Below are 13532 nucleotides of genomic sequence, written 5' to 3' on the forward strand. Positions count from 1 at the left end.
TGCCTCATCATGAAACACTCTCCTCTCTCGTTCTCTCACTCTTAGGATTGTGAATTAAATAACCTGTAATTCTGGTTTTGCTGTGTAATTCCATTGCGGCAGAAGCTCGTCGAAGACAATCTTCATGTTGGCTTTGAAGTCCTCAGCAACTTTACGACCCTTGTGATACATTTTATCGAGAATCGTCGTAAAGACCTTGAGACCTGTGCGAGTGGTTGCCTTTTCCATCAGCTCTTTTACCATCTGGACACTCTCAAAAATTACCCCTTGACACCTGCTTGAGACGTGAGGAAACAAGCGGTGTTCAATTGGATTGTACTTGGAGGTATAGGGGGGATAGTGAGCAATGCGAATTTCAATCCCTAACTCGTTGACCAATGCTTGCAAGTCTTGCTTAAAGATGTAGTAGCGAGAACTGTTACTGCCCCCACCATCGCAAAGCAGCAAAATCGAGCCAGCTAGGGGATAGCGTGCTTTGCCATAGGTGTTCCACCAGTAGCGAATCGATTCGCAGGCAAACTCACTGGTATCATGACTCGTGCCGATCTGGATGTAGCCAATATTATCGCTCAAGTCGTACAGTCCGTGGGGAATAGCGACGCCTTCTGCGAGCGTTGCCCAATCATGGTCAAACACTTCGACTCCCTGCTCTTGAGTGTACAGTTGCCCCGCTCGATACAACTTGCCAATTAATTCTCTTTTTTTGTGTCCATACTCATGACGGGATTGCCAGCAGCTTGATAGGTGCCTTTCAACTGCTCAATCCGCTCAAATTGTTCATTGCGATGTTCACTCTCCCCAGTTGCCAGTCTTTTCACCGCTTTGCGTTTACGAAAGTTGTGCCGCTCCAACAACTGATCGACCACCGTCACACTCACGTCAATTCCGTCCTCTTTCAGCAAGGCCACAATCTCATGGCGCTTGAGATTAGTCCACTTCACCGTCTCATCCATGGGTGAACCCGCCGTGTGTTGCTCCAACACCTGCAGAAATGACGCATCTAGCCCTTCAATGGTCTCAAATGCTGACTTCCGTCCACCTCCCACTTGACGAATCCGTTCCCGTTTGAGAGCAGGTTCATCATCCAGTTCTGCCAGTCCCAACGCTAGGGTTGCATGATGGCATCCGAACAACTCTCGGATATAGGCTTGCCCACCATATCCGAGTTTGATCGCTTCAATGGCGGCATAGCGACGACGATCCTTCTCAGACAACGATTGATAATAGCGTTGCATTTGAGCTTCAATTGGCGCAGGGTAGGGTTGCATTCAGGTTCTGCTTCATCTTCTATTGCTCTAGCTTACAAATACAGACGGTAAAATTACATCTTATTTAATCCACGATCCTTAGCTGGAATCACTATATCTATAGTCAGTCATCGTCATTCGTTTAAGAAGTCGTACAGAATCTCATCGGGTTCGTCATCGTCTTCCTCAAAGTCATCTTGCTTAAAAGTAGAGGGCGGAGAGGCAAGAGAAGACAATTCAGATGTATCAGACTGCAAATGCTTAACTAATGAAATGAGGGTTTGCAGTTGATTCTCTAGCCGGGGAATCGTGGCGATCTGTGATTCTAATACTGCCAGTCGTTTACTGATTTCAATGTTGAACTGGGGATTGGGTTTGCCGAGCAGTCTGGCTATTTCAACATACAGCCACTCTTCAACCGTGAGCTGTTTTTCACTGGCGCGTTGTTCAATGTCAGCAATCCAATCGGGCGGTAAGGACAGATTAATCGGGCGGTTACTCGGCAACATTAGGTATTGGGTCTATTGATTTGTATCCAGTGATCTGTATCAAGCTTAGTCAATCACTATATCAGGCTAATTGATTCGGTTGATTTTCACGAGCAAATAAAGCTAGTTGAAGGTGCTGCGGGTGGTCAATGATGATATCAGGGCAGGCTTGCAGCAGTTGTTGTCGGGACTGGAATCCCCATGTAACAGCGATTGTGTGGACGCCTGCTCCTTTGCCGTGGCGAATATCGCTCATTGCATCACCGACCATATAGGTTTCTCTGGCATCGTGACCAAATGTGTGCTGCGCTAGCTTGATGCGATCGCGCTTCGATCCGTACCGAGTGCCATCTAAGATCAACGAGATGGTTGACTCTAAATGGTGCTGCTGCAGGGTTTGCTCAACGGCGGTGCGAGAGCTAGCCGTGATGATGGTTAAAACATGCTCGCTGGCTAGTTCTGTGAGCCGATCGGCGATGCCGGGAAACAGGGTGGGATGATTGGTGGCCTGTCGCTGTAGCTCCCATACGTGATTGACGAAGGTGGGGATGTGGTCAGGCGGAATTTGACATCGTTCTCCTAGTGCTTCAAACGTCATGTTGGTTAGGGTACGGATGTCTGTGCGGGTGGGTGGACGTCCGCTACCCGTCAATACTTGAGCTTGTAACGCTTGCTGGTAGAGGATTTCAAATGAATCGACGATGACGCCATCGTAATCAAGGTTGATCAGCATAGTGATTTTACGATTTCAGGCTTTTGAACCGCTCTTTAGCAGCCTTAAAGGCATCATCCATGACGGCTTGAATGCGCTGCGGGTCGGGCTTTTTGCCACCCATCAGATCACCAAAGTAAACGCAGGTTGCTTCACCTAAGGCCCATGTATACGCCGCTGCCCACGATGCCGCAATAAAACTGCCGAATCCAGGAATAAATTTAACCAGCTCTCGCCCAACCGCTTGTGCCACGAAACCACCGGCTATGGCGCTAACCAGTCCGCCTGCTTGTGCGGTCGATATTGGCTGGTGATACAACCGCGCCAGTAGACCCACCATCGATACCTGGAGGGCTGTCAGTACGGGCATCGTAGCAAACGGCAGCGGAACTGCCGCTAAGGTTGCTGCCGCTGTCGAAAAGGCAAGGAGATAGCGACGGCCAACGTCTCGGTATAAATCGCCGAGTTGCTGTCCGGCAGAATCGTTGAGCAGCTGGTGGATGGTACGGGCTTCGGCTTCGGGTAGCAGATCGGCCAGGGTATCCCGCAGTGCATCCAGACCATAGAAGGTGGGGGTGTAGTCGTCTTCTTCCAAGGTGAAGTCGATGAGGACGCTGCGATCGCACAAGGCTTCAAAGCTGTCCTGTAGAGCAGCAGCGGCTCGAACGACGGCTTCGGTTGGGGGTGGGTAGGCGGGATGATTATCGGTGGGGTGGGGGTAGAGTTCGTGCAGACAGGTGATTACTAGAAGGCAAGGTAAGCTGGGATAGCGATCGCGCAATTGTTGGGCGGTTTGACGTAAGGTATCGATTGCAAAGTCGTTGATCTTGACGGTTAGGATCAGGATGCGAGCCCGCGCTGTGTCTTGTTCGAGATCTGCAACCAAGTCGTCGATGATCGCTTGTGTCTCTTGGTTCACATCTCCAAGCCCTACCGTGTCAGTAAAGATGAGCAGCGGCAGGTCTTCATTGGGGTAAGAGTAGCGTTCTGTATGCTGGGTATGGGGCCGAAATCCTTGACCGACGATGTCTGCTGAAACGCCCGTTAAACCTCGCACAATGGAGCTTTTACCGGATTGCGGTTTGCCAATCAGGAGGGCTTCGGTTGTGGGCAGTTGCGCTCTGACGGCCTCTAGAATTTCGGCAACTTCTGTTTCGCTGACTCTAAACCAGCGGCTCATCTGATCCGGCAGTGAGGGCAGGCCAGGCAGTGAGGGCAAGCTGGGCAGCGAAGGTAGATCAGGGAGATGTTGGGTCAGACGCTGGGTGGTTTCATTCCAGGCAGTACTCAGTCGCCCAAACCAAGAGGAACGCTCATTCGCCTGGGTTTCCTCAACGGCGGATTCGGGCTCGGATGGGGCTAATTCAGAGTCAGGGAGCTTATCTGCTGGGGATTTGGGGGGAGTGGGTTCAGGCAAGTTAGTCATATCTCGCTCATCATCGAGATCTCTTCTTTACTCTATCTCACTCTCCTCCATCCGCTTTGCCGATAATTATGCCGATGGCTATGGATTACAGTGCCCGCATTGGCCCGGATCGGCAAACTCAATGCCTTGGGGAAACAAGCGATCTGCTTGGAAGCGGCAGTGCTGGCAGCGGTAGGTTTTTGCTTTGACCAGCTGGGTCGGCAGATGACACCACTGGCAGGGCAGCCCCCGCTTCTGCTCAACCACATCAAAACCGGGATAGCCACAGCTCGGGCAGGTCGATTGAATCTTGGTGATCAAATTTTGCGCCGCCTGTTCAATCACCTGCATCCGCATCGGGTTGCACATGGCCCGCATATCGGTTTCCAGATGCACGCTACCGTCACGCGACTGCTGTAGCAGGCGTTCTACCACCTGACAGAGCTGAGTTGTCGTTTGAATTCCCTTATGGATCTGGTTGCGATCGCAGTTGTCCCGGCTGGGCATGACCACCAAAGCGTGGTCAGGAAAGCCCACCTGTTCCGCAAATGCGATCGCAGCTTCAACGCTGTGGACAGATCTGTGAGCAAAATTGGTTTGGTTGGAGAGTTCGCTGCCAATTACTTCCAGATCGTGCTCGATGTCTAGCAGCAGCACAATCTCGCGATTACAGGCAATGCCCGGAAACACCGGATGGGGAAAGAACGACCCCTCACTGGCTACAGCGACGGTCTCTCCCGTCAGCGCCAGAGCCTGTTTCGCTTTTTGCCGTGCCGCTTCAATCTGGCTACCCGCTCGGGGAATGTCCCGCGTGAATGTGCCCAGCGCATCGGTATCGAAGTTAGCGGGCACCACCAGGTGCAGCCCAAGCTGCTGGCGAAACAGCGGCGCTATCACCTGTTCTTTGCGATGCATCGTCGCCAGCACAGCCCGCGACTGATCGGCCCAGAACGGCAGGCGTTCGCTGGAGCTAGAGGATGTAGCTCGAGCAGAAGAAATCATAGGTGAAGTCATAGAAGAAGTCATAGCAGTCAATCAACAAATCAATGCTGGTCAAACAGCAAACTAGCGGCGCATCCAGAGCCAGATGCTAGCGCTGGTTGCGATCGCAAGTTGTGCCTCCGCTGGTGCCCAGAGGAATCCCCACAGGAAACTAATAAAGCCTGAAAAGCCAAGGGCAATTGTTGGCACTTCTCCTTGCTGTCGCCGCATCCAGAAAACCAGGGCAACGGCCAGTGTGATCAGAGCAGACCAAAGCATAAAGACCACCTCAATGCATCAAGATTGCGTCTAGCGACATTCCCGTTTTAGCAAACCAGTCCTAGCAAACCGATCGATAAAAATTGGGTATCCGTGAATCGTTCTTAGAATCGTGCTTAGGAGCGTGAATTTAATAAGGTGAAATCTTTGGGGTAGGGACACGGCATTGCCGTGTCCCTACGGATGGAATGATTGACAGGCTATTTAATTTACGCTCCTTAGAATTGTTCTTAAAACAACGTCTTAAAGATATTTGTATATCAAGCAGCAGTTGAGTAGTTGAATCGGAGGAATCATCGCCGCCGTGCGGCAGCGGCGATGTTTGTTCCTGAAAGGATTAGCCCTACAGTTCAGGCGGCTGGTTAGCGGCAGATGAGGCTGAACTGACTGAACTCGAGGTTTTCATCACACCATGCTGGTCGATCGTGTAGCCCGTCACTAGAGCAACCGCTCGGCGCAGAGCATCTGTGCGATCCATCAGCAAATGCTCACGGGGAATGAGTTCCATCATGCCCAGCTTCTCCAAGCGCCGCCGCGTCTGGCCTGTTGCGCCGACCAGGAATACCTGACGCTGTTGATCAACCGCTTCCCGAATCGCGTTTTCAATTGCCAGCGACGAGGTCACGCCCAAGTGCGGCACATCATCTAGATCCAAAATCAGCGCCTCGCAGGTGCTCATCGCCTTCTGCTCACGGGAAATCGCCTTGGCCACGCCAAAGATCATCGGGCCATCCAAGTGGAACAGCAGCACACGACCATCAGCCCGATCCAGAAGCTGCTTTTCTTCGGGATTGAGTGCAATCTCGTCGTCCGCGTTGGTAATCGCCTTCACGCCTTGAGACTGTAGCTTGCTGAGCCGCTCAATCGTGAGAATGTTGGCGACAAACACACCAATGCCGACTGCCGCAATCAGATCGACAAACACCGTCAAGATAATTACGCCGTACATGATCAGCGCCCCTTTGACGGAAATTTGGTGCGCCCGCTTCAGGAAGCTCCAGTCAATGATGTTAATTCCCACTTTGAAGGCGATTCCAGCCAGCACCGCCATCGGAATCACCGCCGTTAGGCTGCCAGCCCACAGCACCACAACGCCCAGCACAACCGCCCTCACCAAGCCAGAAAGCGCTGTCCGACCACCGGATTGAATGTTGACTACCGTTCCCATTGTGGCTCCAGCGCCAGCAATGCCGCCGAACAAACCAGAGGCTAAGTTGCCCAAGCCTTGACCAATTAGCTCTTTGTTGGAGTCGTGTTCGGTACGGGTCAAACTGTCGGCTACGACCGATGTGAGCAGCGCATCAATACAGCCCAGCATTCCTAGCACGATCGCATTCACGACCATCATGCGGAACTGCTCTGGCGTGAAGTAGGGCATTTGAATCTGCGGCAGACCCATTGGGATCTCACCAATCCGGCGAATCTCCACCCCCTGGAACAGTACCAGGGAAAGCAGCGTGCCCACGATTAGCGCCACCAGTTGGGGTGGCACAATGCGCTTCATTTTACGAGGACTGAATAGCAGAATGCCGAGGGTAATCAGCGCCAAGCTAGCTTCCGGCCAGCTGATGTTTGCCACCAGATCCGGCAGGTTGCGGATGGTGCCGACAACACCGCCTTTGGGGCTGCTCTGACCCAAAAATGGTGCCGTTTGCAGGATGATCAGAATAATGCCGATGCCCGACATGAAGCCGGAAATCACTGTGTACGGCATCAGCGTCACATAGCGACCCAGCCGCAGACTACCCAGCAAAATCTGGAATAGTCCGGCCATCATCACTACGGTGAAGGCCATTGCTAGACCGTTTTCAGGATTGGCGTCCATCAAGCTGGCAATCACGGCGGTCATGATTACCGTCATGGGGCCTGTTGGTTCTGAAATGAGGGTTGGCGTGCCGCCAAACAGCGCTGCGAAGAAGCCGACCAGCACTGCCCCCCAGAGGCCCGCTGCCGCACCCGCACCCGATGCCACACCGAAGGCCAGCGCCATCGGTAGGGCAATGACCGCAGCGGTCAGGCCACCGAAAATGTCGCCACGGACATTCCTAAAGTGAATTTGATTGGTTATTTGCATAAAGTAACCATAAGATCGTTTTTTGATTGAGTTAAATCTATACAGTTTTAATAAATGATTTGCTCTTTTCTATGGAAAGATTAGCATTTGGTCTACTGATCCAGTCGCTATGTTGATTTGCGATCGCTAATCTGTTCCCCAAGCAGGGCTTATTAAAACGTGTCAAGATGGTTGATTTGACTTTAAAGCAAAAGCGGGACGCAATGAAGTGCCCCGCTTAATTTCGGATGTTTTTCGTACAGCTTGACGATTAGTCTGGAATGGTGATGAGCGGATCAACTGCGATCGCAACTTCGGGAAAGGCGACGGGATGAATCACACCGTCGTTGATGGTGATCTGAGTTAAAAAGTCACCATTTTGTAAGTCTTTGAATACGGTCAGTTGCCGTCCGGCGATGTCAATCACCCAATATTCCTGGATGCCAGCCTGAGCGTAGAGCTGGCGTTTGGTGTTTAAGTCGTAAGCCAGGGTCGTGTCTGCTACCTCAACGAGCCAGTAAATATCGTCTGGATAGGGGTGATGTTTTAAGTAGCGAGTATCGGGCAGGCGGACGATGGCGATGTCGGGTTGGGGTTCAGATTTTGCCAGCGTGATGGGATGGGCTTCAAACACCTTGGCTTTACCTTGAAGAATTCGTCTAAGGTATTCAGCACTCCGATCGTTAATGAACCGATGAAATTCTCCTTCTGGAGCCATGTCCCAAATCTCTCCACGAATGAGTTCGCAGCGGCGACGATCCAGAATGCCCAGATCCCGCATACGGTGATAGTCTGCCACTGACCATTTTGTGAGTGTCCGCATGACGTGAACCTGCTGATGTTAGTCTGACATTTGCTCATATCCTACTTCAAACGAGATCGCAGCTATGGAGTGAATGAGCTAAGTGCGATCGCGCACGGACTGGTCAAATTATTTTGATGCAGGGCATGAGTGGTGGGGCGCTTTTTTCTGGACGGTGTATTGTCCTGAGCGTCAGCTTTTAACAGCGATTGGTGCATTGAGTAAGAATTGATGAGATTAAGAAGAAAAACTATCTTTTAGCTAAAATATTCTTCACTTCAATATCATCAAGACCAAGCTGCCTAATCAAGCATGCTTGAAGTAGTGTATATAGCTTTCTTGTTAGTTTTCTACGTTCCTCGCGAGGAATAACATGCTTACTCTTTTTTCGGTTTAAGGATTTGGAGATATGGGTTAAACTGCCTCTTGTATCTCTTACTTGCTTGCTAAAAGATTCTATTTCTTCAGCTTTTTTTAACATAAGATAGTAAACAAGGCTGACAAACCATAAATCAAAAGATTCAGTCTTTAAGCATTGATCACTACATATTTTGAGATACCATTTCCACCAAAAAGATAGTAAAGTCATTTCCTTTGATCTAAAAATTTGCTTAGGCAGACATTCTCGATATTCATTACATAATTCTATCAGTCTCTCTTTGAGGGAAAACTCATTAATATATTTCAGCTTATTTTCTACAGTTTCTTTAAGCTCAGCAATAAATTTAACTGATTCATGATTTTTAGATAGGCCATAATCACCTGGTTCCATAGAAATTGAATTTATCATCGTTTCACGAACTATACTAAATATATTTTCATCAAATCTGTCTTGCTCGTGACATACTCTATGAAACGCTTCAATGGCTTGCGATATTGTCAGAAATAGATCATCTACGTGTCGTTCAGGAATATATGTTAGACGTAGATATAAGTCAAAAATTGATCCGTAATCCTGTTTGTTTAACTCCCAAGCTTGTAAGACGTTTGGCATCTTATCCTTAATCTCATGAAACATGAGTAACGTCTTCCGTCTGTTAAGACTTTTCTTTTCACTTTGGGCTATACCCGTTGAAAAATAAATTTGAAGAAAAACTGACACCTCTTCCTCAATAGATTTATCCTGACTGGGCATAAAACTAGAGAGATTGGTAGCTATGCCATTTGGATTGACGCTATCTAACATCATCTTAAGCTCGATGGGATGAGGAATTCTAGGCTTTTTCTTTTTAATTAGGATAAATGAAGATATTTCAAATATATCGATTAATTCTCCAGTACAAAAGAGCAAGAAGTCCTGAAAAAGAATAAGTGCATCAATAAAATTATCAAGATTCTTTTCTTCATCTGACTTCAATACTACCGATTTCTTTTCCTTTAGGATAAATTCATTGGGGGTTCCCCCTAAAATATTAAGAAGATTTAGATGCTCAATAGATATGCATGGCAAGTCTTGCAGGAAAACTGTAAATCCAGAGAGCTGGCCAAGTTGTACGGGTGAGACAATTGATTGCTTAATATTTATTTCATAATTGGATTCTTCAAGTTGAGTTTTCCAAGCGTCAAATACAGAAGATGAGATCCATTCCTCTAGATATGTGTATCTAGCAGAAATGCCTAATAAATTGATGTCGGATTTGGATTTGAAGTGGTGGCCTACCACTATGTAATGTGCAAATATGTTAGAGGTTTGGAAGCCCGTTTTAAAACCTCCCTTTTGATAGCAATCAACGAGCGTAACTTCTTTCCCATCTAAAAAATGTCCATTAATAATTTCATAATCGTCACCCTGTATCATTCGTTGAATATCTTCAGAGTCTCGAAGTTGATCGGCAAGAAATAGCTTTGGTGGTTCTTCAGAAAAGAAGCTTAATCTGCCAAAGATTTTTCTGTCTGGATTCTCCGGTAGGAACCAATAACCATCTTTTTCGAAACTACTCATATGTTGATTCTTTGAAGGATGCTAATCAATCTATCAGGTCAAGAAAACAACTTCTTTCTCCACTTTGGCTCGAATTTGAGGCTTAAGCGATTTCCAGCTCACCAGATCAACCTTCTTGCCCAAATGATCTTCGAGGTAAAACTTCACCTTTATGTAGCGATCAAACGTTACTGGCAGTTCAAACTTCACCAGGATATCAATATCACTCGTCGCCGTTGCTTCATCGCGGGCAACCGAACCAAACAACGCCAGCAATCGCACACCTAACTGGTTCAGCATCATCTGATGTTGCTTAAGAGTTGCCAGAATATCATCCCGCTGCATAGCCGCATCCTAAATTAGGCAACGATACTGCTATTCTGCCACGCTTTTTCCTGCCTGCAATCCCTGCCACAGCAGTCGCACTAGCTGATCCACGCAGGCTGCTGGGTCAACCCGCTCCGGATCGACCATGTGAGCCAGAATCAGACCATCCACCAATGCACCCCAGAACATGGCAATCACCTGTGGGTCAACATCAGCGGCGATGATGCCGTCTCGCTGCATTTGGCGAATGAGCTGGTCAATTGCTTCCTGTTGCTGCTGGCAAGTTGCGACACTCAGCACCTCCTGCACATCAGACTGACGGCTTTGGATCATAAACTCCATATAGAGGCGGCACCAGTCCGGGTGAGCCTGGGCATAGGTGAGCTGACCCGCCAACAGCGATCGCACTGCATCACGCGGGGCATTTTCGTCAAACGCCGCCTTCGCCCGATCCGCCGAAACGTTGAGTGGAGACTGGAGCTGGTCTTCTAGCAGCGCCAAGAATAAATCGCTCTTACTGGAAAAATGCCAGTAGACCGCACCTTTCGTCAGTTCCGCATCGGCTGCGATCGCATCTAGCGTTGCCCCCGCATAGCCCGACTGAGCAAACACCTGCTTGGCCGATTCTAAAATACGGCTGCGGGTATCTAGCGGTGGCTCAGCATTGGGTTGGGCTTTGCTAAGAAATTCTCGGAGCTGCTGCTTGTCGCCAATGTAGCGGCGAGCCGTTGGCCAGCTCACCCCAGCTTCGCGGGCAATATCCGTTAGGCTAATTTGGTTGAGGGGTTGGTCTTGGGCCAAACGTTGAGCAGCATCAAAAACGCGATCGCGAAGAGTCATGGAGCAATGGTGAGCACATCGTCTCGAAAAAGGTAGGCGCTTTTAGATTATAGACTGACCAGTATGTTTTATACATTGTGAGCAATAGCGATCGCAAACAGCGATCGCCACTGCTTAATTTCAGTATCTCCATGCCGCTGCCAATGTCCCACCCAAGTTTATGGAGATAGGCAGAAGTTAAACAGCAGAAGTTAAACAAAGGTGAAAACCCCTGCCTTCCATCCCGTAAACAAGCAAAGATAGAAATAGGCAAAGCTGAGGAGATTTGACCCATGCCGCAATCACCCAAACCACAAACAAATCCCTATCTTTCCCTGGTTGAAATTCCGGCAGGGTATCTGAACCTGATGGGCTATGTTGATGAATCCGAAGTCAACGGGCCAGGTTGTCGAGCCGTCGTCTGGGTCCAGGGCTGCATGGGCGAGTGCCCAACCTTAAACCCGGAATCTCAGTCATTCGAAATTAACCAGCTTATGTCGATTGATACGCTGGTCAAAAAGATTCTCAGCAATCCGCGTCATGAAGGCGTGACGTTTTCCGGTGGCGAACCGTTTTGGCAAGCGCCAGCTCTGGCCGAAGTCGCGCGGCGAGTCAAAGCTGCCGGGTTGAACGTCATCTGCTTCACTGGCTTTACGCTGGAGCGTCTACAGTCCGACTATGCACCTGCCGGAGCCGAGGATTTACTCAGCCAGCTCGATATCTTGATTGACGGCCCCTACGACGAGTCGCTGGCCATCGAAGATCCCAATACGCCGATTGCATCCACCAATCAGAAAATTCGCATTTTCAATCCAGCCCTGCGCGATCGCACCGACTGGGCCAGCGACCAAGTCGAGATCCATATCTTCCGTGACGGCAGCGGTCTCGTTGCCGATCACCACGGACACATGCAGGTCGTGGAAGCACCGGAATGAGTTAACCCCTCAGCACGTCCTGCTAGCACAGAGATTCCAATTGTCAATTGCTAAGATCACAGCAAGAGCGCACGACCTGTGACAAGGTCGAGATAATCAGGGCAATTGCACACATGAAACTTTATGAATGAAGGGCAACGACTGGACAATTGGCGATTTGGCCAGAAGACAGGTTCCCTCATTCGTGCTGCCAGCATTTTGCTGCTTTCTGGCGGAGCCACATTGGGCCTAATTTATGCCAGCTTTTGGGCCAGCTACAGCGGCAATCGGTTAAATGAAACGAGATCGGGTACCTCGCCCTCTTTTGCGCAAGAGCTGCAGGATTGGCGACGAGATACGACAGCCTTTCTCATCCGCGCCGAACCCAATCCAGGCTTAGATCCACGCAGCATTACCTATACAGCACTTACGATCGCAGGTTTAGGTGCAGGATTACTCGTGTTTGGACTGCTGGAGCGAGCCAATCATCGGTTACGACTCGCGCAGGCGGAGTGCGATCGCAACTGGCAGGCTTACCAGCAGGCGCTCCAGGAAAAAGCGCAGGTTGAGGACTATGCCACCACATTAGCCACGCAGCATCACCAATTGATACAGGCCAAGACTGCCAAACAAGTTGAGCTGCAAGCCACCAAAGAGGTCATCCAAGCACAGCGCGATCAAGCGCTACAGGAACTAGACCAGGCCAACGCTAGGGTTGAGCAGGTCACAAACCAGTATCAGCAAGCCTTAGCCGAGAAAGCCGAGCTTGAAGCTCAGATTCAGCAGCTAGAAAGCAGCATTCAGCAAGCTCTGAGTGAGAAAGCAGACGCTGAAGCACAGATTCGGCAGCTAGAGGCGGAAAAGCGACGCTGGCTTGAGTATATTGAGCGATCGCAAACTGATGACTATAAAGCGCTGCATCAGCAGTACGAGACGCTCCAGCAGCAGGCTCAAAACCAGGAGACAGAACTCACTCGGCTGCAAAGCCTGAACCAGCAGTTACAGCAGAAGATTGATGCACAGGATATCCAGATTCAGGCCCAGTACGAGCAGTATGAGCAGTATGGGCGAACAGAGATCAATCCGGCTGAACCAGCCGCTAACCTGGAAACCGCAATTGTGCTGTGCTCTAGTGAACGCGATCTGTATGACAATGAAAAGCGAGATTTGATACTCGAAATTTTGAATCGATACAGTCCCAACCTGCTCGAAAACAGTCGGCGGCAGCATATTCTGCAAGATATTCTAAACGCCAATCAGCCCACCGACCGTCGAGCCGAAATTGCCGGAGAGCTGCGCCATCTCTTTTGGGACTACCGCAGCATGAAGTCATCCATTCGTAATTCGCTCAGTGCGCTGGGGTTTGAGCTGATCGAAGACGGTACCCACTACAAAATTGTCTTCCAGCAGGACAATCGCTATCAGATTACCTTTTCCAAAACCAGTAGCGATCGCAGAGCCGGACGCAACATCGTCAGTGAAATTCGGCGTCGCCTGCTGTAGCAAATATCGCCTCGGGAACTTGATACAGGGTATGAGTATTACGTTATGCTGACTGCTAGCGACTCTTAGCCACCTTTAGTT

General features: G+C 49.6%; 12 protein-coding genes and 1 pseudogene. 2 read left to right on the plus strand and 11 right to left on the minus strand.

Annotation, left to right across the window (positions count from 1 at the left end; all coding sequences use genetic code 11):
* Positions 1-54: 54 nt before the first annotated feature.
* From AC286M_RS35820 to AC286M_RS35870, 11 genes and pseudogenes are all read right to left on the minus strand, one after another.
* Positions 55-1268 (minus strand): annotated as a pseudogene (locus tag AC286M_RS35820) (ISAzo13 family transposase).
* 113 nt (positions 1269-1381) lie between these two features.
* Positions 1382-1756, minus strand: coding sequence for a hypothetical protein (locus tag AC286M_RS35825; protein WP_488208994.1), 375 nt, complete (start codon positions 1754-1756; stop codon positions 1382-1384).
* Between the two features lie 61 nt (positions 1757-1817).
* Complete coding sequence (locus AC286M_RS35830) at positions 1818-2468, minus strand: HAD family hydrolase (RefSeq protein WP_488208995.1); 651 nt, start codon at positions 2466-2468, stop codon at positions 1818-1820.
* Positions 2469-2475: 7 nt separating this feature from the next.
* Entirely contained in the window at positions 2476-3873 is a 1398-nt protein-coding gene (locus tag AC286M_RS35835; RefSeq protein ID WP_488208996.1) for a YcjF family protein, read from the minus strand.
* A gap of 78 nt (positions 3874-3951) precedes the next feature.
* A complete protein-coding gene (locus tag AC286M_RS35840) occupies positions 3952-4854 on the minus strand; it encodes a DUF6671 family protein (RefSeq protein ID WP_488208997.1) in 903 nt (300 codons plus the stop codon).
* Positions 4855-4917: 63 nt separating this feature from the next.
* A complete protein-coding gene (locus tag AC286M_RS35845; protein WP_488208998.1) occupies positions 4918-5112 on the minus strand; it encodes a hypothetical protein in 195 nt (64 codons plus the stop codon).
* Between the two features lie 343 nt (positions 5113-5455).
* Positions 5456-7186: a bicarbonate transporter BicA gene (bicA, locus tag AC286M_RS35850; protein WP_488208999.1), complete on the minus strand. Its 1731-nt coding sequence runs from the start codon at positions 7184-7186 to the stop codon at positions 5456-5458.
* Between the two features lie 250 nt (positions 7187-7436).
* A complete protein-coding gene (locus AC286M_RS35855; protein WP_488209000.1) occupies positions 7437-7988 on the minus strand; it encodes a Uma2 family endonuclease in 552 nt (183 codons plus the stop codon).
* Positions 7989-8217: 229 nt separating this feature from the next.
* Positions 8218-9909, minus strand: a complete 1692-nt coding sequence (locus AC286M_RS35860) for an ApeA N-terminal domain 1-containing protein (protein ID WP_488209001.1) — start codon at positions 9907-9909, stop codon at positions 8218-8220.
* 33 nt (positions 9910-9942) lie between these two features.
* Positions 9943-10233, minus strand: a complete 291-nt coding sequence (locus AC286M_RS35865; RefSeq protein ID WP_488209002.1) for a nucleotidyltransferase family protein — start codon at positions 10231-10233, stop codon at positions 9943-9945.
* 30 nt (positions 10234-10263) lie between these two features.
* On the minus strand, positions 10264-11055 hold the full coding sequence (locus tag AC286M_RS35870; RefSeq protein ID WP_488209003.1) for a TetR family transcriptional regulator: 792 nt from the start codon (positions 11053-11055) through the stop codon (positions 10264-10266).
* 272 nt (positions 11056-11327) lie between these two features.
* On the opposite strand from AC286M_RS35870, the gene AC286M_RS35875 reads away from it, so the two are divergent.
* Together AC286M_RS35875 and AC286M_RS35880 are read left to right on the plus strand one after the other, a co-directional pair.
* Entirely contained in the window at positions 11328-11969 is a 642-nt protein-coding gene (locus AC286M_RS35875) for a 4Fe-4S single cluster domain-containing protein (protein ID WP_488209004.1), read from the plus strand.
* 123 nt (positions 11970-12092) lie between these two features.
* Entirely contained in the window at positions 12093-13451 is a 1359-nt protein-coding gene (locus AC286M_RS35880) for a hypothetical protein (protein WP_488209005.1), read from the plus strand.
* Positions 13452-13532 lie beyond the last annotated feature (81 nt).

It is taken from the genome of Thainema salinarum CENA647 (genome assembly GCF_057732415.1).

Bases quoted from the DNA above. Each gene is read 5' to 3' on its own strand.
- AC286M_RS35840 (WP_488208997.1), bottom strand. From the start codon at position 4,854: ATGATTTCTTCTGCTCGAGCTACATCCTCTAGCTCCAGCGAACGCCTG.
- AC286M_RS35845 (WP_488208998.1), bottom strand. From the start codon at position 5,112: ATGCTTTGGTCTGCTCTGATCACACTGGCCGTTGCCCTGGTTTTCTGG.
- AC286M_RS35860 (WP_488209001.1), bottom strand. From the start codon at position 9,909: ATGAGTAGTTTCGAAAAAGATGGTTATTGGTTCCTACCGGAGAATCCA.
- AC286M_RS35880 (WP_488209005.1), top strand. From the start codon at position 12,093: ATGAATGAAGGGCAACGACTGGACAATTGGCGATTTGGCCAGAAGACA.
- AC286M_RS35875 (WP_488209004.1), top strand. From the start codon at position 11,328: ATGCCGCAATCACCCAAACCACAAACAAATCCCTATCTTTCCCTGGTT.
- AC286M_RS35865 (WP_488209002.1), bottom strand. From the start codon at position 10,233: ATGCAGCGGGATGATATTCTGGCAACTCTTAAGCAACATCAGATGATG.
- AC286M_RS35870 (WP_488209003.1), bottom strand. From the start codon at position 11,055: ATGACTCTTCGCGATCGCGTTTTTGATGCTGCTCAACGTTTGGCCCAA.
- bicA (WP_488208999.1), bottom strand. From the start codon at position 7,186: ATGCAAATAACCAATCAAATTCACTTTAGGAATGTCCGTGGCGACATT.
- AC286M_RS35835 (WP_488208996.1), bottom strand. From the start codon at position 3,873: ATGACTAACTTGCCTGAACCCACTCCCCCCAAATCCCCAGCAGATAAG.
- AC286M_RS35825 (WP_488208994.1), bottom strand. From the start codon at position 1,756: ATGTTGCCGAGTAACCGCCCGATTAATCTGTCCTTACCGCCCGATTGG.
- AC286M_RS35855 (WP_488209000.1), bottom strand. From the start codon at position 7,988: ATGCGGACACTCACAAAATGGTCAGTGGCAGACTATCACCGTATGCGG.
- AC286M_RS35830 (WP_488208995.1), bottom strand. From the start codon at position 2,468: ATGCTGATCAACCTTGATTACGATGGCGTCATCGTCGATTCATTTGAA.